Genomic DNA, 21,652 nt, shown 5'->3' on the forward strand with positions numbered 1-21,652 from the left:
CTCAATATTGCGGCGATTTCCGTATTCCAGCGGGTGAAGGTTTCGCCTTCTCCGCCGCCTTATGCGCGATCCAGGATGTCCGACAGGGCCGACAACAGCCGGTCGGTCTGCGCGTCGGTGCCTACGGTGATCCGCAGATAGTCGGAGATCCGGGGTGCTGCAAAATGCCGGACGATGACAGCCCGCTGCCGCAATGCGGCAGCGAGCGCCGCGCCCTGATGCGCCGGATGACGCGCGAAGACGAAGTTGGCGGACGACGGCAGCACCTCGAAGCCGAGCCGGCGCAGCCCCTGATTCAGCCGCTCGCGGCCTTCGATCACGCTCGCGCGGCTGTGCTGAAACCAGGCTTCGTCCGCAAGCGCGGCGATGGCGCCGGCCTGGGCGGGCCGGCCCAGCGGATAGGAGTTGAAGCTGTCCTTGACCCGGATCAGCGCCTCGATCAGGCCGGCATCGCCGATCGCATAGCCGACCCGGAGGCCCGCGAGCGCCCGCGACTTCGACATGGTTTGCACGACCAGCAGGTTCGGGTGCGAGGCGACCAGCGGGATCGCGGTCTCGGCGCCGAAATCGACATAGGCCTCGTCGATCACCACGGGGACATCGGGATGTTCCTCGAGCAGGGAAGCGATCTCGGCCCGCGACAGCGCCACGCCGGTTGGCGCATTCGGATTGGGCACGATGATTGCGCCGGCGGTGCGGCGGTAATCGGCGAGCCGGATCTGCATGGCCTCGTCGAGCGGCACGGCCTCATAGGCGATGCCGAACAGGCGGCAATAGACCGGGTAGAAGCTGTAGGTGATGTCGGGGAACAGCAGCGGGGCATCGTGCTTCAGCAGGGCTGCGAAGGCGTGCGCCAGCACCTCGTCCGAGCCGTTGCCGACGAACACCTGTTCGGGGCGCACCTGGTGGTAGGTGGCCAGCGCCGCGCACAGCGCTGATGCCTGCGGGTCCGGATAGAGACGCAAGCTATCTGTCGCCTCGCCACGGATCGCTTCCAGCACGCGCGGGGAGGGACCCAGCGGGCTTTCATTGGTGTTGAGCTTGACCAGATCCGCGATGCGGGGCTGTTCGCCCGGCACATAGGGTTTCAGCTCGTGCGTCAGGCGGCTCCAGAAACGGCTCATGTCTTCTCCAGCGAATTTCGTCATTCCGGGATGGTCCGCAGGACCAGACCCGGAATCTCGAGATTCCGGGTTCAACGCTTCGCGTTGCCCCGGAATGACACTATCAATTGCGCACCGCGATGACATCGAAAATACGTTTCGGATGAATCAGCTCGTCCCGGCTCTCGACAATCCGCATCTCCTCCGTGCCGCGCGCGGCGGTGCGCTCGAGCACGGCTGAGATGGCGGAGGCGGCATGGCTGAGCGCATCCGGCGTATCTTGCCCGCGGACGCGGGCGGCGGTGAACAGCGCGGCGAACAGGTCGCCGGTGCCGTTCGGGCTGATGGGGATCTTCGGCGTGCGCACGCGCCAGGCGTTTGACCCTTCGATGGCAAGGGTCTCGATCTGTCCGTCAGGGGTATCAGACAATTCGGCGGACGTGACAACAACCGTCGACGGACCGCGCACCATCAGCGTGCGCGCCGCTTCCAGCATTTGCGCCGATGTCGTGGCCTTTACTCCGCACAGCCAGTCGAACTCGAAATGATTGGGGGTGATGATGTCGGCCACGCCGCACAGCCGGTCACGCACCAGCGGCGGGATGTCTGGTTTCACGAACAGGCCGCGGTCGCGATCGCCGAGCACGGGATCGCAGCAATAGAGCAGGGCGGGGTTGCGGGCCCGCGCACGCTGTACGAAATCCGCCACCACGGCCGCGATCTCAGCCGAGCCGAGATAGCCGGACAGGATCATCTGACAGGTATCGACCGCGCCGCGCTCCTCGACCCCGAGCAGGAGGTCGGCGACCAGCTGCGCCTCCAGCACCCGGCCGCGGATGGTCGGGTAACCCGGCCGGTTGCTCAGCAGCGTCGTCGGCACCGCAATCACGTCGATGCCGTGCGCCTGCATCGGAAACACCGCGGCGCTGTTGCCGACATGGCCGTAGGCGACCTGGGACTGGATGGAGATGACGGTCATGGTGGTGGATGGTAGCCCGGATGGAGCGGAGCGCAAAACTGTCATCACCCGCGAATGCGGGTGATCCAGTACGCCGCGGCCTATCTCCGTCATTGCGAGCCAACGGGTCGGCGCGAAGCGCCGCCCGATGACAGGCTCCGCGAAGCAATCCATAGGGCTGCCGCTCCAAACACAACTGTCCATCCCCGCGCAGGCGGGGATCCAGTACGCCGCGGCCTGTCGGTTCTATCATCGGCGTCTCTGGATACTGGGTCGCCCGGTCAAGCCGGGCGATGACAGTTGAATGTGTGTTCGCATTCTCGCGACGCGTTGCGCCCGAGCTTTGCTGGAAATTCCTTGCCCTCCAATGAGAGGGCGCAGGGAAGACCGGGTGCGCGCTGCACCCGCGGTCTCGTGTGCAATTGTGCATAAGAATGCGCACACGAGCATACAGGTCCAGCGGAGAACACCCGGCCTTCCCTGCGCAATGGCTTTACGGCTTATAACGTGCTCTCCCCGGAGAACGGCTCTTTTGCCTCCGTAGCGCCCTGAGAAGCGATTGCCTCCAGGTGCATTGACGCCAGCACCGCGACGTCAGGACCACACGTCTTCACCGTACGCTATCCGCCACGGTCGTCTCCGTGACTTCAGCGTCCATCGCAACCCGTCCAACGTCCGTGACGACGGCCGACGCCCTTCTGAGTAGGACGGGATGGCCAGTATGTGGCACTGATTTGCCTTCCGTAAAAGCGAAATATTTTTTATTTCGGGGCTTGACATTAGTTCCGAAAAACAGAAGCGACTGTCATTTCTTTTCCGCCATGGCCTTCAGCTGCTCCCGGGCCATGTCCTGGTGCGGCTGGGTGGGAGTTCAAATGCGCAAGGCCATTCGGTTCTAAATAGCGGTCATCAAGGCAATCCCAAATTCCCAATGTGAAGACCTTTCGCTGTAGCGGGGCAGGGGCGGACAGCCGGCTGCAATCCGCCTGACGGGTTGTTGTGGGCGAGCGGCCAAAAGTGCAGCCGATCACAAGATGCTCAATCGGCGCCCGCGATGGCCGAAACTTGCGCCAAATTTCCCGTAACATATTGTAATTATGTAAGTTAATCATGTGCCCCGCGCTTGGGTGCATTGCAATAAAACCGCTATCGCAGTGCAGCAAAGCAGGTGTAGGCTTTCGCCTCGAATCCTATCCAGGAGAATTGTGGTGAAGAAGACTTACCTTGCTATCGCAGCCGCCGCGGCCTTGATCGCCAGTGGCACTGCCGGCTTCGGGGCCGAGATGCCGACCTACCAAACCAGGGGCTTGCCGATCTCGGCGGCGCAGGTTGCCGTGCTGGGAGCCGCCAATGTCAGCGAACAAGCGCCGGTGCCGAATTCGACCGCCTCGCCGCATCAGCTGAGCGTGCTGACCCCGCGGGCGCATATCACGACCGCCAGGATCGCGCCGCCCCGGATCGAGACCGGCCGCGCCATTCGCTGATCTGCATGGCATGGCCGGCTCGACGCACGTCGTAGCCCGCTGATCCCTGCGGCGAGCTTGTTACTTCGCTCTCCAGTTAGCCCGCGACATCGTCGCGGGCTTTTTGTTTGACGATCGCCGCTTGGTTCGCTGCGATCGATTAGAGGTTGCACACCGGCCGGTTCTGCGGAAAATGGCAGCGATCTCGCAACGCGCGATATCTGTCACGGGCACCGGTAAACAATGACGAACAATGTCTCCGTTTTTGACGGCCATAACGATGTGCTGTTCCGCCTCTACAAGTCCAGGTCCGACGATGTGGTGTCCGACTTTCTGGACGGCGAAGATGCCGGCCATATCGACCTGAAGAAGGCTAGGGCCGGATCCCTGGTCGGCGGCCTGTTCGCGATGTACTCGCCGTCGCCAGGCAATTTTGCGTCGCTGGCCGAGCAGATGAAGGGCGGAAAGTATTCGGTGCCGCTTCCTGATCCGCTGGGTATCGAAGAGGCGCGCAAATCCGTCCTCGCCGAACTCGCCATCCTGATGCGGATTGTCAGGAAATCGCAGGGCGCCGTCGCGCTTTGCAAGACGACGGCCGAGATCAATGCCGCGATCCGGCGCGGAGCGCTGGCGGTGGTGCTTCACCTCGAGGGCGCCGAAGCCATCGACGGCGATCTGAATTTTCTGGAGCTGCTGTATGCCGCGGGCCTGCGCTCGCTCGGACCGGTCTGGAGCCGGCACAACATCTTCGGCCACGGCGTGCCGTTCGCGTTTCCCGGCGGGCCCGACACCGGCGACGGCCTGACCGCATCAGGCGAAAAGCTGGTCAGCGCCTGCAACGAGATGAAGATCCTGGTCGATCTCTCGCACATCACCGAAAAGGGTTTTTGGGACGTCGCGCGCCTGTCGAAAGCGCCGCTGGTCGCGACGCATTCCAACGCGCATGCCTTGTGCCCTTCGCCAAGAAACCTGACCGACCGGCAACTGGCCGCGATCCGCGATTCCGGTGGCATGGTCGGCCTCAACTTCGCGACCTGCTTTCTTCGCTCCGACGGCAGCATGACCGCGGATACCGATATCGAATTGATGGTGCGCCAGCTCGACTATCTCATCGACAAGTTAGGCGAGGACCATGTCGGTCTCGGATCGGATTTCGACGGCGCCACCGTGCCGGCCAAAATCGGCTCGGCGGGCGGATTGCCGGTGCTGATCGAGGCGCTGCGGCGAAGCGGATATTCCGAGCAGCTGTTGCAGAAGCTGGGCTCGGCGAATTGGCTCAATGCGCTGGAGCGCACGATCGGGTAGGGCGGGTAGGGCGGATTGGAGCGAAGCGTAATCCGCCGTTCGGATCAGCCAAGGCGGCGGATTACGCTTCCGCCTTCGCTCTTCGGGCTACGGCGGACGCTCCAATCCGCCCTACAAGTTCTACGAGTTCGAACGCCGCGAAAATTCAGCGAACCTTCGCGGCGCCTCGTGCGACCAACGCGCGGGTTTGTTTTCCATTGATCCCACCATCATCACATTTTTGTGCGTCGCAACATTGAACTATTGCAACGCAACAAGCGACTATTAAATCGATATTCCAAGCCATCCGAGGAGAATTGCCGTGAAGAAGATTTCACTGTCCATCGCTGCCGCCGCCGTGCTCGCGATGACGGCCGCCAGTGGCGCCGTCGCAGCCGAGTTGCCGTCTTACGAAAAGGCGGGCTTGCCGATCTCGGCCGTGCAGCTTCAGGTGCTGGGCGCAGAACACGTCCGGGAAACGTCACCGGTTGCCACATCAGTTACGCCCGTTCAGGCCGGCGTCACGACACCGCGCAACAAGATCACGACCGCACAAGGCCGCAGCGAAACCGTCGGCCGCGCCATTCGCTGAGAAACGCGGTCGGGCGGATTGAAGCGACCTGTCCGCCGTAGCTCGAAGAGCGAAGGCGGAAGCGTAATCCGCCGCGTTGGAGAATCCGAAACGGCGGATGCTCCAATCCGCCCTACGCGTTCAAACGATTGGTTGAGCAGCAGGCCCAGGCGCGCCTCTCACCGAAGAGGCGCCACATCCTTTATGCTTGGTCCTTGGGCACGTATTTGCCCGCGACGCACTTGTACCGCTGTAGCGTCCATTGGCGATACGGGCCCTTGGCGAGCCAATCGGCAATACCGATTTGCCCATTGACCATACAGGCCGTCATCGTGATGCCCGACTGGTCACTGTTGGTGACGACTTTCTCCAGGCAGAGCGGGCCGTTGCAGAGAACGGCGACAAGAGTAACGAGCATGGCGTCCTTCGTTGATAGAGAAGCACCCGGTCAGTTATTCCTATGCAGGCTTCATGCCATGATTCTGCATGCGTCGTGTTTAATCAGGGGCGTGCACCGTAGTCATACGGGCGCGCGCGAAAAGCCACGCGCTCCGGCTGGTGCGCAGCGCGGCAGGGCGGATTAGCGAAAAGCGCAATCCGCCGCTTGGAAAAACATGTAACGGCGGATTACTGCGGGCTACGCGGTGACCATGGCCATGCCACTGCCGGTTGCGGATTTTTGGCTTGCGGCCGTACCTGACCTGGCGCCGGCTTTTGCGTCGGGGCGACATTGGCCGGCTGCCGCGGACGCGGCAATGGTGTATCGGGCATCACCTTTGGCTCTTCAGGCTTCATCTTTGGCTCTTCGGGCACCGCGTTTAACTCTGAAGCGGCGGCGATGATGCGGGCGAGTTGTTGCTGGCTTGCGTTGAGCCGCTCGGTCAGTGTCTGGCTTTCGCGCGCCATCTGGATCTGGGTCGCCTTGATCTGATCGATGACACCGTTGTTGCGCGCCATTTCTTCCCGGCCCGCCGCCAACTGGCTCGTGAGATTTTCATTGTCGCGGACCAATTGTTCTTGCCTTGCCGTGAGCTGTTCGACCGTTTGCCTCAAGGCAGCGAGATCGTGTGCCACCGGCTGGAGCTGTTCCGCCAACGCGGCAGAGGGGGCAACACCCGCCGACGCGGCGTCTTTCGGTGCAGCGGCTTCCGCCCGTGTCAGAGCTATCGGAGCTGAGGGGGCCGTGACAGCCCGGTCAGCGGAGGATGACCACCACCAGGCGGCGAAGCCAATCGATGCTGCCAACAGCGAACCGCCGAAAGCCACATGGCGCCAGTCCGCCAGGCGATTGGTCGTTGCCGGCGGGGCGCGAGACGTCTTCATGCCGGTCGGCGAAGCCTGCGGACTAAATCCCGCTTCGCGCGCCAGGTTCGAAAGCTGCTCCTCCAAATTGGCAAACTGCCCTTCTGCGAGCTTGTTGGCCATTGTGGAATCCATTTGGTGCTCCGTATCAAATGCAAAGGTTCCCGCCGGCAAGCGATCCGCGCATTGGCGCCACGGCGAGCTGATACTGGCCGTTTAACGCAGCCGAGGAGGCGGAACTATGTTCACGGCCGGAGAACTACGGATGGAACCCTGACCCTTTGCGGGAGCGGCAGGGCGGATTGGAGCGAAGCGTAATCCGCCGCCTTGGAGAGAAATCCGAAACCGGCGGAGATCCGGCTGCATCCAACCCGCCGACGAGCGGGGAGAGCCGTGGCCAAAAATTCCATTGATGATTTATGACCACGATCGGTCAACTCCGCTCAATGCCCGGGTCCAAAATTTAACGTCCGCCCCAAAAGGTGAGGAGAGTCTCGAGAGCGGCGGGAACAGGAAGGACGTTTATGACCGATCGGATCAAGATCATTTGCTCCAATTGCAGGAAGCCATTTTCAGAGCGAGCCAATCGACTGAGGAACGGTCATCAGGTTCAGTGTCCGAACTGCATGCGATTGATTACGTTCGATAGTAGCTCGGAAGATCCCAATATTCGCCGCCCCTTGAAGGCCGCCCGGGACATTCGTCATGCGGCGGAGGATGCTCTGGTCATGGCCAGGCTGGCCGCTCAAGAACCGAAGCGCGACGCTGGATACTGATCACAGGTGCGCTCGCAGTAGGGCGGATTAGCGAAGCGTAATCCGCCGCCTTGGTAAATCCGAAACGGCGGATTACGCTTCCGCCTTCGCTCATCGAGCTACGGCGGACAGGTCGCTCCAATCCGCCCTACGAGCTTTCTAGCTGACAATCTCCCTGACCTTGATGCCGCGCAAGGCCTCGATGCAGTCAGCCACCAAATGCAAGAACTCTTGCCGCTTTATGCTTTTCACCTGACGACCTTCCATATTGATGAGAATGAATCTCGCCATGACGTAGGCGACTTCAAACTGCGATTTGCCGGTAACCTCGACATCGATTCTTTCAGCCATTTTGCTCCCCTCGCGTTGTAATTGGAAAGCGCAGCCTATGGGAAAGCCTATGCGAAAGCGGGTGGTCAGGTCGAGTCTGTCTTCCTTCGTCAAATTCACGCGACCAGCCCGACGCCGGATACCCGCTGCACAGGTGCGCTTGCAGCGCGGTAGGGCGGATTAGCGAAGCGTAATCCGCGGCCTTGGAGAAAATCCGAAACGGCGGATTACGCTTCGCTCCAATCCGTCCTACGGGCTAAGGCAAATCATCTATCCATGGAGGTTAGGAATGGCCGCCGGCTACAGCGGGTCGGGGATGTGGAAAACCTTCAGCATCCAAATCTCTCCATAAAGATCGATCTGGACACGATCCTAGTCTCAGCCATACGTTGCATCACCCTCTGGGGATGTCCCATGCGTATCACAAGCGTCAAACTCAGAAATTTCAAGCGTTTTACCGATCTTGAAATAAAAGATATTCCCGAAACATCGCGGCTTGTCGTCGTTGTCGGCCCCAATGGCTGTGGGAAATCCTCGCTCTTCGATGCCTTCATCCAGTGGTTCCGGTGGAGGAGCGGTTCGGGCCTCGGCATTGAGCTAGCCTATCATCAAAAGGACAAGTCGCAGCCGCTCCAATGGGCAGAAGATGTTCAGATTACTGTCGCTGGTGAGGTGCCGTCGGGGAGGAGTTCTCTTTACCTGAGGACGGCTTACCGTAACGATCCAGATTTTGCGGTGAATATCATCCAACATCAAGGCCGAGCCGACCAAGAGCTACGATTAAATCGCATTATCGAAAACGACGCCGCCGTGGCCAACAACTATCATCGACTTCTATATGAAACGATGTCGTCGATCTATGATAGCAGCAACGACAGCAAATCTGTGGCTGCCCTTAGAGAGGAATTGATCGGCAATATTCGGACATCTATGAAGGCTGTATTCGGCGATCTAACTCTGGACAATATATCTGACCCGCTGGGTGGCGGTGCTTTTACTTTTAGTAAGGGCGCGGTGTCCGGCTATGGCTACAGGAATCTGTCTGGAGGTGAGAAGTCCGCGTTCGACTTACTGCTCGATATGCATCTTAAGAAGAAAGTTTTTCAGGACGCTATTTATTGCATCGATGAAATCGAAGCACACTTGCACACTAGAGTTCAGGGTACGTTGATCCGCGAATTGATGGCTATTCTTCCGAGCAATTCTCAGCTTTGGGTAACGACTCATTCCCTTGGTGTGCTGCGCGCTGCTCAAGAAATGGAAAGGGCTGATCCGTCGAGTGTTTGTGTGATCGACTTCGACCCGGTCAATCCAGACGAACCGAGAGCACTTTCTCCTAGCAGTCTAGATCGCTTAACCTGGGAGAAAATGCTTTCCATTGCCCTCGATGATCTATCGCCGCGCGTTGCTCCCGAAATTTTGGTGGTATGTGAAGGATCCGCCGTCGGCAATCGACGTAAGGATTTCGATGCTGAGATTTACGATCGCATCCTAGGTAGTCGAGCGCCAGGAATTCTGTTCATCTCTGGAGGAGCCTCAAGTCAGGTTGCAGCAAGCGGCGTAACCATCCGCCACGCGATGGGTGAAATTCTTCCCAACTCAAAGGTTGTTCCTCTCTGCGACAGAGACGACAAATCCAAGGAAGAGGTCGACGAATTTGAGGAGCGTGGCGGGATTGTATTAACGCGAAGAAATCTCGAATCCTATCTTTTCGAAATCGAGGTTATCGAAGCGCTGGTTGTTCGTGAGAATAAACAGGATCGTTTGGCGGAGGCGATCAAAATCGTTGAAGAGGAGCGCGCGGCGAGCGTGGGGCGCGGAAATCCAGAAGACGATCTAAAATCCGCGGCAGGGACCATTTTTAATAGATTGAGGAAGCTTCTGCAGCTAACGCGGTGCGGAAACAGTGTGGACACTTTTATGCGAGATACTCTTGCCCCGTTGATCATCCCTGAAATGGAGGTTTATCGAGAGCTGAAATTGTCCATCCTGGATCGAGCGCGCGGGGCTGTTGGGGTTTAGCCCTGTACGCACGCCGAGCCGAACACTTAGCCCAATCCTTTGGAGGTCGGAAGCGAGGAGCTACAGCAGATTTGGGGAGCACCCCCGTGCTGCCTTTACGTTTGCCGTTCCATGCCGAGCCTGCGAGCGCAGATGCTGCCGTACATTCCGAGTGCGCTGCCAAGACCGGCGCCGGCGTTGGAGTCTTCAGTATTCAGTTGGCTGATAACTCCCGTTTTGGATGCGATCACGCTGACCTTGCAATACTGGGTGCTCGCGATACCGCTGCCGCGATCGGTGCTGATACTTGTTTGGTTTCCAAGCTGCCAGATGAAGGACGTATCGCCGCTGTTCATTTTGAACGTGCTCGCCGGCGGACCAAACTTCACCACCAGCGCATCGACGTTCTGGCCGACATATTGACTGCCAAGTCGAACAGCTACTTCCTCACGAGAGGCCGCGCAGCCAGCCAACGCGGCGCCAAGCGCCACGATTCCCAGAACTCGCATTTTGCCGATCCCCCAGGCCCAGTGTGGGCATCCAAGCGCAACCAAAGGATGAGAGCAAGTCCGAGATAGTACCCTCGACGGAGGGATAGATTTTTAAGCAAATCGGCGCGGAATGTCTGCGGGCTTGATAGCCCGGGACGAAGTTGTAGACCGCATTCTCTGGCAGGAATTGCCCGTTCGCCTGGCAGCGAAGGGGCGGCGGCTCGAATTGGGTGGCGCATTGGCGTGAGTCCCAACCTGGCCGGGTGGGCCGCGCCATGTCCAGAGGGGTGACTCGAATCCACGACCCCATGATTAAAAGTCATGGGGTCGAGCACATGTCTGTTTCGTCAGTGGACTGATACGTCAGCTGCACCCCGTCGTACTTCCACACGTATCGCACTTCATGCAGGTCCCGTTCCGCACGAGAGTAAAGTTCCCGCACTCGCCGCACATCTCGCCTTCGTAGCCTTTGGCCTTGGCCTCGGCGCGGCGTTCGGCTTTGGTCACGGTGGGCTGGGCGGCTTGCGCAGCTCCCGTCTTGCTCCACTGCAACGCTTCCAGCTTTTCCGTCGGTGACAGGTCGTGCTGGACTTCCTGCTTCAGCGCCACCGCGCCTTCGACGGCATCCGACGCGCGGGAGGTGGCGCCGTGGGCGGCCAGCGACGTCACGCGCGATCCGCCGGATGGCGCCTGGTCGGAGCTTGACGCGACCGCGGTCGAGCCGCCGCGCATGACAACCAGATTATCCGTGCGGGAGCGGGTCAGGCCCTTGGACAGATACTTGGTCGCCTGCTGGCCGTGATCGGTCGGCTCCTTGCCTTCCTCGACACCCTTGCCGAGCGCGTCGAAATTCGACTCGGTGGGATCGACATGGGCGAGGTCGAAGCGGCTCATATAGCTGACCGCAAGTTCGCGGAACACGTAGTCGAGGATCGAGGTCGCGTACTTGATCGAGTCGTTGCCCTGCACCGGGCCCGCCGGTTCGAAGCGGGTGAAGGTGAAGGCGTCGACATATTCTTCCAGCGGCACGCCATATTGCAGACCGAGCGAGACCGCGATCGCAAAGTTGTTGATGAAGGAGCGCAGCGCCGCGCCTTCCTTGTGCATGTCGATGAAGATCTCGCCGATCCGGCCGTCGTCATATTCGCCGGTGCGCAGGTACACCTTGTGGCCGCCGACCACCGCCTTCTGGGTGTAACCCTTGCGGCGATCCGGCATCTTCTCGCGCTCGCGCATCACGACGATGCGCTCGACCAGCTTTTCGACGATCTTTTCCGAGACCTGCGCGGTGCGCGCCGCCATCGGCTTCTCGTAGTACGCCTCGGTCGCATCATCCTCGTCGTCATCATCGCTGATCAGCTGCGAGTTCAGCGGCTGCGACAGTTTCGAGCCGTCGCGGTAGAGCGCGTTGGCCTTCAGCGCCAGTTTCCAGGACAGCAAATACGCTGCCTTGCAATCCTCGACGGTGGCGTCGTTCGGCATGTTGATGGTTTTGGAGATCGCACCCGAGATGAACGGCTGCGACGCCGCCATCATGCGGATGTGGCTCTCGACCGACAGATAGCGCTTGCCGATTTTGCCGCAGGGGTTGGCGCAGTCGAACACCGGATAGTGCTCGGCCTTGAGGTGTGGCGCTCCCTCGACCGTCATCGCGCCGCAGATGTGCACGTTGGCGGCTTCGATCTCGCGCCTGGTGAAGCCGACGGCGGCGAGCAGATCAAAACCGGGCGCCGCGATGGCTTCCGGCGCGAGCTTCAGCGTCTCGCGCAAAAACTCCTCGCCAAAGGTCCACTTGTTGAAGGCGAACTTGATGTCGAACGCGGTCGGCAGCGCCGCTTCCACCTTTGCCAGGGCTTCGTCGGTAAAACCCTTGGCCTTGAGGGTGGTGACGTTGACGCCGGGCGCGTTGGAGAGCGAGCCATGGCCGACGGCATAGGCCTCGATCTCGGCAATCTCGCTTTCGCGGTAGCCGAGCGTGCGCAACGCCACGGGAACGGCCTGGTTGATGATCTTCCAGTAGCCGCCGCCGGCGAGCTTCTTGAATTTCACCAGCGCGAAATCGGGCTCGATGCCTGTGGTGTCGCAATCCATCACGAGGCCGATGGTGCCGGTCGGCGCCACCACCGTGGTCTGCGCGTTGCGGTAGCCATGCGTTTCGCCGAGCTGGAGCGCGAGGTCCCAGGCCGCCTTGGCGTGCTCGACGATGTCGGTCTGCGGCACGCTGGCGTAATCCAGCGGCACCGGGTTGACGGCGAGCGCCTCGTAGCCGCGGCTTTCGCCGTGCGCGGCGCGGCGGTGGTTGCGGATCACGCGCAGCATGTGGGCGGCGTTCTTCTTGTAGCCGGGGAAGGGGCCGAGTTCTTTCGCCATCTCGGCCGAGGTCGCATAGGACACCCCGGTCATGATCGCGGTCAGCGCGCCGCACAGCGCGCGGCCTTCCTTTGAGTCGTAAGGCAGGCCCATGGTCATCAGCAGGCCGCCGATGTTGGCAAAGCCGAGGCCGAGCGTGCGGAACTCGTAGGAGAGTTCGGCGATCGCCTTCGACGGGAACTGCGCCATCATCACGGAGATTTCCAGGACGACGGTCCAGAGCCGGCACAGGTGCTCATACGCCTCGACGTCGAAGCGTTTTGTGGTGGTCGAGTAGAACGTGATCAAATTGGCCGAGGCCAGGTTGCAGGCGGTGTCGTCCAGGAACATGTATTCCGAGCACGGATTCGAGGCGCGGATGTCGCCGGACGCCTTGCAGGTGTGCCAGTCATTCATGGTGGTGTTGAAGTGCAGGCCGGGATCGGCCGACGCCCAGGCGGCGTGACCGATTTTCTCCCAGAGATCCCTGGCCTTCAGTGTCTTCATCACCTTCTTGCTGGTGCGGCCGATCAGGTTCCAGTCGCCATCGGTTTCGACGGCGCGCAGGAAATCATCCTTCAGCGAGACCGAGTTGTTGGAGTTCTGGCCTGATACGGTCAGGTACGCCTCCGAATCCCAATCGGTGTCGTAGGTCGGGAAGTCGATGTCCTTGTAGCCCTGCTTGGCAAACTGGATCACGCGCTTGATGACGTTGTCGGACACCAGGGCGCGGCGCGCGAGCTTGATCTCGCGGCGCAGGGCAGGGTTCTTTTCCGGATCGAAGCAGTCGTCGCCGGAGCCTTCGCAATTGACGCAGGCTTTGAGCACGGCCTTGAGGTGCTTCTGGTTGATCTTGGAGCCGGTGACGAGCGCGGCGACCTTCTGCTCCTCCTTCACCTTCCAGTCGATATAGGTTTCGATGTCGGGATGGTCGGCGTCGACCACGACCATCTTGGCCGCGCGGCGCGTGGTGCCGCCGGACTTGATCGCGCCCGCGGCACGGTCGCCGATCTTGAGGAAGCTCATCAGGCCGCTTGAGCGGCCGCCGCCGGACAGGCGCTCGCCTTCGCCGCGCAAACGCGAGAAGTTGGAGCCGGTGCCGGAGCCGTATTTGAACAGGCGGGCTTCGCGAACCCAGAGGTCCATGATGCCGCCCTCGTTGACGAGGTCGTCGTCGACGCCCTGGATGAAGCAGGCGTGCGGCTGCGGATGCTCGTAGGCCGATTTCGATTTGGTGAGTTTGCCGGTCTTCCAGTCCACATAGTAGTGGCCCTGGCCGGGGCCATCGACGCCGTAGGCCCAATGCAGGCCGGTGTTGAACCACTGCGGCGAATTCGGCGCGACCATCTGTTTTGCGAGCATGAAGCGCAGCTCGTCGAAGAACGCCTGGGCGTCTTCTTCGGATGAGAAGTAGCTGCCCTTCCAGCCCCAATAGGTCCAGCAGCCGGCGAGGCGGTCGAACACCTGCTTTGCCGAGAGTTCGCTGACGAAGCGCTCGTTCTCGGGCAGCAGGGCCAAAGCCTCGGTGTCGGGCACCGAGCGCCACAGCCAGGACGGCACGGTCTCTTCCTCGACCTTCTTCAGGCGCGCGGCGACGCCGGCTTTACGGAAATACTTCTGGGCGAGGACGTCGGAGGCGACCTGCGACCAGAACTGCGGCACCTCGACGTTTTCCAGCCGGAACACGATCGAACCATCGGGATTGCGGATCTCCGATGTCGTTAATCTGAAATCAATCCCTGCGTAGGGTGACTGGCCTTGAGTCGTGTGGCGCCGTTCGATTCGCATTGGTCGTGCCCCGTCTTCTTCTGACCGGTCCGCTTTGTTGCGGTTGCCGGAATGTTATCTCTTGAGCGGACCTCCCGAACCATGGCTGCTGTCGGGACTATAAGAATAGCCCGGGCAACCCTGATCGCTCGATCCGCAGCTCAACCGGTGAACCCGGTCTGTCTCTCTGGCGGCAGGACCCGGCTTGCACCGGCCTTTCCGCGGCACGTCCCAAGACAGCCCAAACCGGGCCTTCCAGGTCATGCAATCAACGCCCCAACGCTTCACTTTGGGCCTGTTCCGGCCCCGTTTTTTCGCGCCCGAAACCACCCCGTTTTGAGGGCAAAAGTCCTTCACCCGTGGCCTCAACCAGCGGACGGAGTGGTCGTTTCGGAACCCTTTTGGGATGACCGGCGGGGACCCAAAACACACTCGCGCCGAACAGGAATAAAGCTAGGCGATCTGCGTTGCGCCCGTCAAGCACTAGTACGAGTTCCTGAATCAAATACTAAATATGGTGGAAAGAGGGGGATAACAGGGGCTGATCGCGCGCCTGTGATGGGCACAAGTATCAGTGAGTCCTCACAGATTCCCAAGGATAAAAAATTGTTTGGCGGGCCGAATTTTTCGCTGCACCCGCTGTTCACAGGGCAAGTATTTATTCGCGTCTTCCGGGCCTTCCGGGATTGCACTTGGGAGACTCACGTAGGGCTACGGAGAACTCCGCTCTGGCATGCCGGCGAACCGGTGGTCGCGGGCCGCAGGAAGCGCCAGAGTCGCCGCCGATGACCAGTGATTCCCAACGCTGATTCCCAGGCCTGACTCCCAAGACTGATTCCCCCAGCCGATTCTCCTTTCCGATTCCTTTTCGGTTCTTGCCGGTAGTTCATGACAAACCCTGCGCCTTCCAACGCGCGTGCGCGCATCGCACCCGCCGGCCTGATGTTCCTCGCCATCACCTCGGTGGGCTGGGGGTTCAATTGGCCCGTCACCAAATTCCTGCTCGGCGAACTACCGCCGCTGACGTTGCGCGGCGTCACCGGCGTGATCGGGGCGCTGCTGCTGGCGGCGCTGGCGCTGGCGCGGCGGCAGAGCCTGCATGTCGACCGCGCGCTGTGGCCGCGGCTGCTGCTGGCGGCAGTGCTCAACGTTACCGGCTGGATGGTGCTGATGGGGCTGGCGCTGCTGTGGCTGCCGGCCAGCGAAACCGCGCTGATCGCCTACACCATGCCGGTCTGGGCCTCGCTGTTGGCCTGGCCGGTTTTGGGCGAGCGGCCCACATTATTGCGCACGGTCTCGCTGGTGATGGCGTTTGCCGGGCTCGCCGCCATCATGGGCGGCAATGGCGTGACGGCGTCGGCGGCCAAGCTGCCGGGGATATTGATGGCGCTGGCAGGGTCGATCGGCTTTGCGCTCGGCACGGTGCTCGCCAAGAAACTGCCGCTCGATATGCCGCCGATCCCGGCCGCCGCCTGGCAGATCGGGCTCGGCTGCTTTCCGGTGGCGATCGTCGGCCTGGCGATCGAGACCACCGTTCTGGGCAAGGTCAGCCAGCTCGGCTGGTGGCTCTTGATCTATTCCACCTTGATCCAGTTCTGCATCGCCTATGTCAGCTGGTTTGCCGCGCTGTCGCGGCTGCCGGCGTCGGTCGCCGCGATCGGCACCATGGCGGTGCCGGTGATCGGCGTGGTGGCCTCGGCGATCGCGCTGCATGAACCGCTCGGCCCGATCCAGATCGTGGCGCTGCTGTTTACGCTCGCCGGCGTGGTGCTGGCGACGCGGTCGTGATTTCGTGGCGCGGCGTCGTTAGCGATCGTATTCAGCGGTCTGCGGTAGCCCGTTCACCGTGGATGTACTGCTCGAGCTGAACAATGACGAACTTCTGTTCACTGATGATGCTCTTGACGAGGTCGCCGATTGAAACAATGCCAATTGGCTTTGTTCCCTCGAATACCGGCAGATGGCGCACGCGCCCCTCAGTCATGATGGCCATGCATTCGTCAACGGTCTGCTCTGGCTGGGCAATGACGACGTGTCTTTCCATGATGTCCCGCACCGGCGTTGCGGGAGACGCCTTGCCCTTGAGAACAACATTCCGCGCATAGTGCCTTTCGGTGATGATGCCGACGAGTTCATCCCCTTCCATCACGACCAACGATCCGATGTCTTTTTCAGCCATTTTCGCGATGGCGGCGAAGACGGTAGCATCCGGATGAATAGACCAAACGGTGCTGCCCTTCTGATCGAGCAACTGTCGCACCGTCGTCATTTGGATCCTCCTTCGGAGGCAAGCTCCGGCAATTTATTGACAGGTGTGCGGCAGCTGCTCGCTAAATCGGCCGTGTCGTGCATTTTCCATCAAGCGAGCAAACTGCGCATGACCTATGCGGCGCCTGGACCTCCGCTGCCGCTTACAAGCCTCGTATCACTTGCTCTCACTTCTCACGGCTCCACGGGAAGAGATTGGCCGGGAAATCCGCCGCGTAGCGGTGACCTTTCCGCTGGTGGGGTTCTTCCTGCTTTGGAGGATTGGGATCCGGCTCCACCACTTTCCGGTACAGATGCCAGGTGGCATGACCGAGCAACGGCAGAACGACGGCCAGTCCCACGAAGAGCGGTATCGAGCCGATCACCAGCAGCGCGGCGACGATCAGCCCCCAGCCGGCCATCGCAAGCGGATTTTTCATCACGACCCAGATCGACGTCCGGATCGCGTCGATCGCAGTCGCATGCCGGTCGAGCATCAACGGAAACGACACAACACTGATGCACAGGGCAACGACCGCGAACACGAAACCGACGCCGCAGCCAACGATGATGAGCGACCATCCTTCCGGCGTCGTCAGCACGCGCGTTGCGAAGTCGGGGATGCTCGCGGCCGGAGCGTGGCCGAAGATCGTGACGTAGATGGCGTTCGCTGCGCCGATCCAGGCCCCGAACAGAATGAGCAGGAGAATGCCGAGTTCCAGCATGGCGCCGAAGGCCGGCGCGCGCAGCACGTGAAGTGCTTTCGATACGTGGACTTCCTCGCCGCGCTCGCGGCGGCGGCTGAGCTCGTAGAGACCAATCGCGGCGAAGGGTCCAAGCAAGGCAAACCCGGCTGCGAGCGGAAACAGCAGTGGCAGCACCGAATAGCCAAGCACCATCCTGAACAGGGCAATACCGAGCACGGGATAGATCACGCATACGACAACCGCGTGGCTTGGCATTGCCTGGAAGTCTTCCCAGCCCAGGCGCAGCGCCTCGCGCAGATCGGACATCCCGATTTTGCGAATCGGGTATGTGGCGGCGTCCCCGAATACGTGCCGTCCAACTTTTGCGATGTTGTCGGAATACAGAGTGGCCATCGACGCACCTCCCGTGCTGAAAGTCGCGACGGTGCAACGACGCGGTTTCCAGCCACGCGCGTTCGCCGCCATGTGCGAGAGACGCGATCGAGCCGAGTACGGCAAACCCGAGTCCAACGAAGAGGAGCTTAGCCGGACGAAACTTGTCGCGACCTGCCCGACCAGATTAACGCGATTGGCGTCAGGCAGCGCTCACGGTTCGGTGAACGGTGCACAACACAGTCATGGTGCGTTGCGTCATCATCAAGCGATTGTGCCGGCGTGCTTGCTTGCGGCGCCAGTCTGGGCGCCCCGACGAGGTAATCCTCTATTGATCTTCTATTGACGCGCGGCTGGACGCGTATCATCTTACTCTCTGACGCCCCGGATCCGATGGTTAGCGGTCGTAACGTGTGCTCGGTGCCACGTTTGGATGTCGCGACCGGTCAAATGGGCGAGGCAAGACCCACTGCGATGGCGCATGTGAAGTCAGCCATCGTGAAAGGTGTGAGCTGCGCCCTTTAATTCGTCTCCATTGCCTTGAGTGGCAAGGAGGACTGAAGGATGGCTGTCGCTCTCATACTGCTTCTGGTCGCAGTCGGCTCGGTGCTGTTTCACATCTACAGCCCGTGGTGGTGGACGCCGATCGCCACCAACTGGAGCTACATCGACCACACCATCAGCATCACCTTCTGGATCACCGGACTGGTGTTCTTCGCGGTGATCGCCTTCATGGCCTATTGCGTCTTCCGCTTTCATCACAAGGAAGGAAGACAGGCAGCCTACAATCCCGAAAACAAGAAGCTCGAGTGGTGGCTCAGCGTCGGGACCGGGGTCGGCGTCGCAGCCATGTTGGCGCCCGGCCTGTTCGTCTGGCACCAGTTCGTTACGGTTCCGGCTGATGCCACCGACATCGAGGTCATGGGCCAGCAGTGGCAATGGAGCTTCCGCCTCCCGGGGAAGGATGGCCGGATGGGTACGACCAATGTCCGCAACATCAGTCCCGACAATCCCATGGGCTTGAATCGTGACGATCCGAATGGACAAGACGACGTCGTGATCGAGAGCGGCGACCTGCACCTCCCGATCGGAAAGCCGGTCAAGGTGTTGCTCCGCTCCCTCGATGTCCTGCACAATTTCTATGTGCCCGAATTCCGGGCCAAGATGGACATGGTCCCAGGCATGGTCACCTATTTCTGGATGACCCCGATCCGAACCGGAACGTTTGACGTTCTGTGCGCCGAGCTATGCGGCGTTGCGCACGCGCAGATGCGGGCCAAGGTTATCGTCGACGAAGAGGGTGAGTATCACGCCTGGCTGGAGAAGCAGCAGACGTTTGCGGAATTGTCAGGCCGAAACGCCGTGACAAAGGCGACGTACAAATCCGGCGGCAAGTGAGAAGGGGCCGCTGCGAAGATAGATCGGGCGCGTGAACTCATCACCCCCGATCGCAACGACCAAGGAGGTGTTTCTATGGTCGATGTCCCATATGACGCACGCGCGGACGCTCCGCCTGCCGAAGTGCCGGAGGTCGAGCTTTACCATCCCAAAAGCTGGTGGACGCAGTATGTCTTTTCGCAGGACGCCAAAGTCATCGCCATCCAGTACTCGCTGACGGCTTCGGCAATCGGGTTGGTGGCCCTGGTACTGTCGTGGATGATGCGCCTGCAACTGGGATTTCCCGGCACGTTTTCCTTTATCGATGCAAGCCAATACCTCCAGTTCATCACCATGCACGGCATGATCATGGTGATCTACCTGCTCACGGCATTGTTCCTGGGAGGTTTCGGCAACTACCTCATCCCGCTGATGGTCGGCGCCCGGGACATGGTTTTCCCCTATGTGAACATGCTGAGCTATTGGATCTACCTGCTCGCAGTCCTGGTGTTGGCGTCGACCTTTTTCGTGCCCGGCGGGCCTACCGGCGCCGGCTGGACGCTCTACCCGCCGCAGGCGGTGCTCTCCGGCACCCCCGGGCAGGATTGGGGCATCGTTCTGATGCTGGTCTCGCTGATCCTGTTCATCATCGGTTTCACGATGGGCGGGCTGAATTATGTGGTGACGGTGCTGCAGGCCCGCACACGCGGCATGACATTGATGCGCATGCCCCTGACGGTGTGGGGCATCTTCACGGCCACCGTCATGGCGCTGCTGGCCTTCCCGGCGCTGTTCGTCGCCTCGGTGATGATGCTGTTCGACCGTCTGCTGGGAACCAGCTTCTTCATGCCCGCACTCGTCGAGATGGGCCAGCAGATGAAGTATGGCGGGGGCAGCCCGATCCTGTTCCAGCACCTTTTCTGGTTCTTCGGCCATCCCGAAGTCTACATCGTCGCCTTGCCGGCCTTCGGCATCGTCTCCGACCTGATCAGCACCCACGCGCGAAAGAATATCTTCGGCTATCGCATGATGGTGTGGGCGATCGTGGCGATCGGCGCTCTCAGCTTCGTGGTGTGGGCACACCACATGTATGTGAGCGGCATGCATCCGAAATTCGGATTCTTCTTCGCCACCACGACGCTCATCATCGCGATCCCGACCGCCATCAAGGTCTACAACTGGGTGCTGACCCTGTGGCGCGGCGACATTCATCTCACGGTCCCGATGCTGTTCGCCCTCGGCTTCATCATCACGTTCGTGAACGGTGGGCTCACGGGCCTTTTCCTCGGCAACGTCGTCGTGGACGTCCCGCTTTCGGATACCATGTTCGTCGTCGCGCATTTCCATATGGTGATGGGGGTGGCGCCAATCATGGTCGTGCTGGGCGCGATCTATCACTGGTACCCCAAGGTCACCGGGCGGATGCTGGATGACTGGATGGGCAAGTTTCATTTCTGGGTGACGTTCCTCGGCGCCTATCTGATCTTCTTCCCCATGCATTACATCGGACTGCTCGGCGTTCCGCGCCGCTATCACGACATCGGCGAAGCGGCGTTTATCCCGTCATCGACCCATACGCTCAATGCCTTCATCACCGTCATGGCCTTGATCGTGGGCTTCGCCCAGATGGTCTTCCTGTTCAATCTTGTCTGGAGCCTGTTCAGGGGCAGGCCTTCCGGTGGCAATCCATGGCGGGCGACAACGCTGGAGTGGCAGACGCCGGAAACCCCGCCCGGGCACGGCAACTGGGGCAAGGAACTCCCGGTGGTCTACCGATGGGCGTATGACTACAGCGTGCCCGGTGCCGCGCAGGACTTCATTCCGCAGAACCAGCCGCGGGCGACGCCGGCCCTTCAGGGAGTTGCGCAGTGAGCGCCATCATTCTGTTCATGGCGGTGATCGCGGTCATCGCCGGATGGTGGCTCTCGCAGCAACGGCTGACAGCCAAACCCTGGCTGGAAGAAGGTTCGATCGATGATTTCCCGGGCACGGGTGCAATGACCTTGCCGGCAGCGAAGATCGGACTGGGCGTGTTTATCGCTGTCGCCAGTTCGTTGTTCGCACTCTTCATCAGCGCTTACTCCATGCGCATGAACATGGTGGACTGGCGCACGATGCCGTTGCCCGGGCTGCTGTGGTTCAACACGGGCGTCCTGGTCCTGAGCAGTATTGCGCTGCAATGGGCACACCTGGCCGCACGCCGGGACGACATGGACGGCGTCATCGTCGGCCTCTGCGCAGGCGGAGCGTCCGCGGTCATATTCCTGATTGGACAAGTGCTGGCGTGGCAACAGCTGCGCGCAGCGGGTTACTTCGTCGCGTCCAATCCAGCCAATTCCTTCTTCTACATGATGACCGCCGCGCACGGGCTGCACCTGGTGGGCGGTCTGGTGGCGCTCGGCAGGACGACTGCCAAGGTGTGGCGCGGCGCCGAGATGGCCCAGCTGCGCCTGAGCGTGGAACTCTGCACCATTTACTGGCATTTCCTGCTGTTGGTCTGGCTGGTCTTGCTCGGTCTGCTGACGGGCTGGACGGACGATTTTATCGACATCTGTCGCCGGTTGCTCACCTAGGA

Annotated in this window: 18 protein-coding genes; 9 read left to right on the forward strand and 9 right to left on the reverse strand. The window is 60.8% G+C overall.

What is annotated here, in order from left to right; genetic code table 11:
• Positions 1 to 59: 59 nt before the first annotated feature.
• Together hisC and pdxY are read right to left on the reverse strand one after the other, a co-directional pair.
• On the reverse strand, positions 60 to 1,124 hold the full coding sequence (gene hisC / locus ACSQ84_RS06575) for a histidinol-phosphate transaminase (protein ID WP_436210804.1): 1,065 nt from the start codon (positions 1,122 to 1,124) through the stop codon (positions 60 to 62).
• A 103-nt stretch (positions 1,125 to 1,227) separates the two neighbouring features.
• Positions 1,228 to 2,082: a pyridoxal kinase PdxY gene (gene pdxY / locus ACSQ84_RS06580; RefSeq protein ID WP_436210805.1), complete on the reverse strand. Its 855-nt coding sequence runs from the start codon at positions 2,080 to 2,082 to the stop codon at positions 1,228 to 1,230.
• 1,187 nt (positions 2,083 to 3,269) lie between these two features.
• On the opposite strand from pdxY, the gene ACSQ84_RS06585 reads away from it, so the two are divergent.
• The 3 genes from ACSQ84_RS06585 to ACSQ84_RS06595 all read left to right on the forward strand — a co-directional run bounded on the left by ACSQ84_RS06585 (position 3,270) and on the right by ACSQ84_RS06595 (position 5,400).
• Entirely contained in the window at positions 3,270 to 3,545 is a 276-nt protein-coding gene (locus ACSQ84_RS06585) for a hypothetical protein (RefSeq protein WP_436210806.1), read from the forward strand.
• 222 nt (positions 3,546 to 3,767) lie between these two features.
• A complete protein-coding gene (locus ACSQ84_RS06590) occupies positions 3,768 to 4,829 on the forward strand; it encodes a dipeptidase (RefSeq protein ID WP_436210807.1) in 1,062 nt (353 codons plus the stop codon).
• A gap of 301 nt (positions 4,830 to 5,130) precedes the next feature.
• Positions 5,131 to 5,400: a hypothetical protein gene (locus tag ACSQ84_RS06595; protein ID WP_436210808.1), complete on the forward strand. Its 270-nt coding sequence runs from the start codon at positions 5,131 to 5,133 to the stop codon at positions 5,398 to 5,400.
• A 181-nt stretch (positions 5,401 to 5,581) separates the two neighbouring features.
• Here the strand turns inward: ACSQ84_RS06595 and ACSQ84_RS06600 are convergent, their stop codons facing one another.
• Both ACSQ84_RS06600 and ACSQ84_RS06605 read right to left on the reverse strand, forming a co-directional pair.
• Complete coding sequence (locus tag ACSQ84_RS06600; protein ID WP_436210809.1) at positions 5,582 to 5,797, reverse strand: hypothetical protein; 216 nt, start codon at positions 5,795 to 5,797, stop codon at positions 5,582 to 5,584.
• Positions 5,798 to 6,006: 209 nt separating this feature from the next.
• Positions 6,007 to 6,804: a hypothetical protein gene (locus ACSQ84_RS06605; RefSeq protein WP_436210810.1), complete on the reverse strand. Its 798-nt coding sequence runs from the start codon at positions 6,802 to 6,804 to the stop codon at positions 6,007 to 6,009.
• A 401-nt stretch (positions 6,805 to 7,205) separates the two neighbouring features.
• Between ACSQ84_RS06605 and ACSQ84_RS06610 the strand changes: the two genes are divergently transcribed.
• A complete protein-coding gene (locus ACSQ84_RS06610; protein ID WP_436210811.1) occupies positions 7,206 to 7,457 on the forward strand; it encodes a hypothetical protein in 252 nt (83 codons plus the stop codon).
• 138 nt (positions 7,458 to 7,595) lie between these two features.
• Here the strand turns inward: ACSQ84_RS06610 and ACSQ84_RS06615 are convergent, their stop codons facing one another.
• On the reverse strand, positions 7,596 to 7,787 hold the full coding sequence (locus tag ACSQ84_RS06615) for a hypothetical protein (protein ID WP_436210812.1): 192 nt from the start codon (positions 7,785 to 7,787) through the stop codon (positions 7,596 to 7,598).
• Between the two features lie 393 nt (positions 7,788 to 8,180).
• Between ACSQ84_RS06615 and ACSQ84_RS06620 the strand changes: the two genes are divergently transcribed.
• Positions 8,181 to 9,788: an AAA family ATPase gene (locus ACSQ84_RS06620; RefSeq protein ID WP_436210813.1), complete on the forward strand. Its 1,608-nt coding sequence runs from the start codon at positions 8,181 to 8,183 to the stop codon at positions 9,786 to 9,788.
• 95 nt (positions 9,789 to 9,883) lie between these two features.
• Here the strand turns inward: ACSQ84_RS06620 and ACSQ84_RS06625 are convergent, their stop codons facing one another.
• Together ACSQ84_RS06625 and ACSQ84_RS06630 are read right to left on the reverse strand one after the other, a co-directional pair.
• Positions 9,884 to 10,276 (reverse strand): hypothetical protein, encoded by a 393-nt coding sequence (locus tag ACSQ84_RS06625; RefSeq protein WP_436210814.1) that lies wholly within the window; start codon positions 10,274 to 10,276, stop codon positions 9,884 to 9,886.
• Between the two features lie 345 nt (positions 10,277 to 10,621).
• Positions 10,622 to 14,395 carry a vitamin B12-dependent ribonucleotide reductase gene (locus ACSQ84_RS06630; RefSeq protein ID WP_436210815.1) on the reverse strand — a complete coding sequence of 1,258 codons (3,774 nt, stop codon included), beginning with the start codon at positions 14,393 to 14,395 and terminating at the stop codon, positions 10,622 to 10,624.
• Between the two features lie 867 nt (positions 14,396 to 15,262).
• Here ACSQ84_RS06630 and ACSQ84_RS06635 point away from each other — a divergent pair.
• Positions 15,263 to 16,162 carry a DMT family transporter gene (locus ACSQ84_RS06635; RefSeq protein WP_436210816.1) on the forward strand — a complete coding sequence of 300 codons (900 nt, stop codon included), beginning with the start codon at positions 15,263 to 15,265 and terminating at the stop codon, positions 16,160 to 16,162.
• A gap of 31 nt (positions 16,163 to 16,193) precedes the next feature.
• On the opposite strand, the gene ACSQ84_RS06640 is transcribed toward ACSQ84_RS06635, so the two are convergent.
• Complete coding sequence (locus ACSQ84_RS06640) at positions 16,194 to 16,643, reverse strand: CBS domain-containing protein (protein WP_436210817.1); 450 nt, start codon at positions 16,641 to 16,643, stop codon at positions 16,194 to 16,196.
• A 166-nt stretch (positions 16,644 to 16,809) separates the two neighbouring features.
• Positions 16,810 to 17,721, reverse strand: a complete 912-nt coding sequence (locus tag ACSQ84_RS06645; RefSeq protein ID WP_436211193.1) for a DUF2189 domain-containing protein — start codon at positions 17,719 to 17,721, stop codon at positions 16,810 to 16,812.
• Positions 17,722 to 18,264: 543 nt separating this feature from the next.
• Here ACSQ84_RS06645 and ACSQ84_RS06650 point away from each other — a divergent pair.
• The 3 genes from ACSQ84_RS06650 (at position 18,265) to ACSQ84_RS06660 (ending at position 21,650) form a co-directional block, all read left to right on the forward strand.
• Positions 18,265 to 19,098 (forward strand): cytochrome c oxidase subunit II, encoded by an 834-nt coding sequence (locus tag ACSQ84_RS06650; RefSeq protein ID WP_436210818.1) that lies wholly within the window; start codon positions 18,265 to 18,267, stop codon positions 19,096 to 19,098.
• 75 nt (positions 19,099 to 19,173) lie between these two features.
• On the forward strand, positions 19,174 to 20,949 hold the full coding sequence (locus tag ACSQ84_RS06655; protein ID WP_436210819.1) for a cbb3-type cytochrome c oxidase subunit I: 1,776 nt from the start codon (positions 19,174 to 19,176) through the stop codon (positions 20,947 to 20,949).
• A complete protein-coding gene (locus tag ACSQ84_RS06660; protein WP_436210820.1) occupies positions 20,946 to 21,650 on the forward strand; it encodes a cytochrome c oxidase subunit 3 in 705 nt (234 codons plus the stop codon). Before ACSQ84_RS06655 ends, ACSQ84_RS06660 begins: the two co-directional genes overlap by 4 nt.
• The last annotated feature ends 2 nt before the right edge of the window (positions 21,651 to 21,652 follow it).

This window comes from Bradyrhizobium sp. LjRoot220, assembly GCF_964252915.1.
Lineage (GTDB): Bacteria > Pseudomonadota > Alphaproteobacteria > Rhizobiales > Xanthobacteraceae > Bradyrhizobium.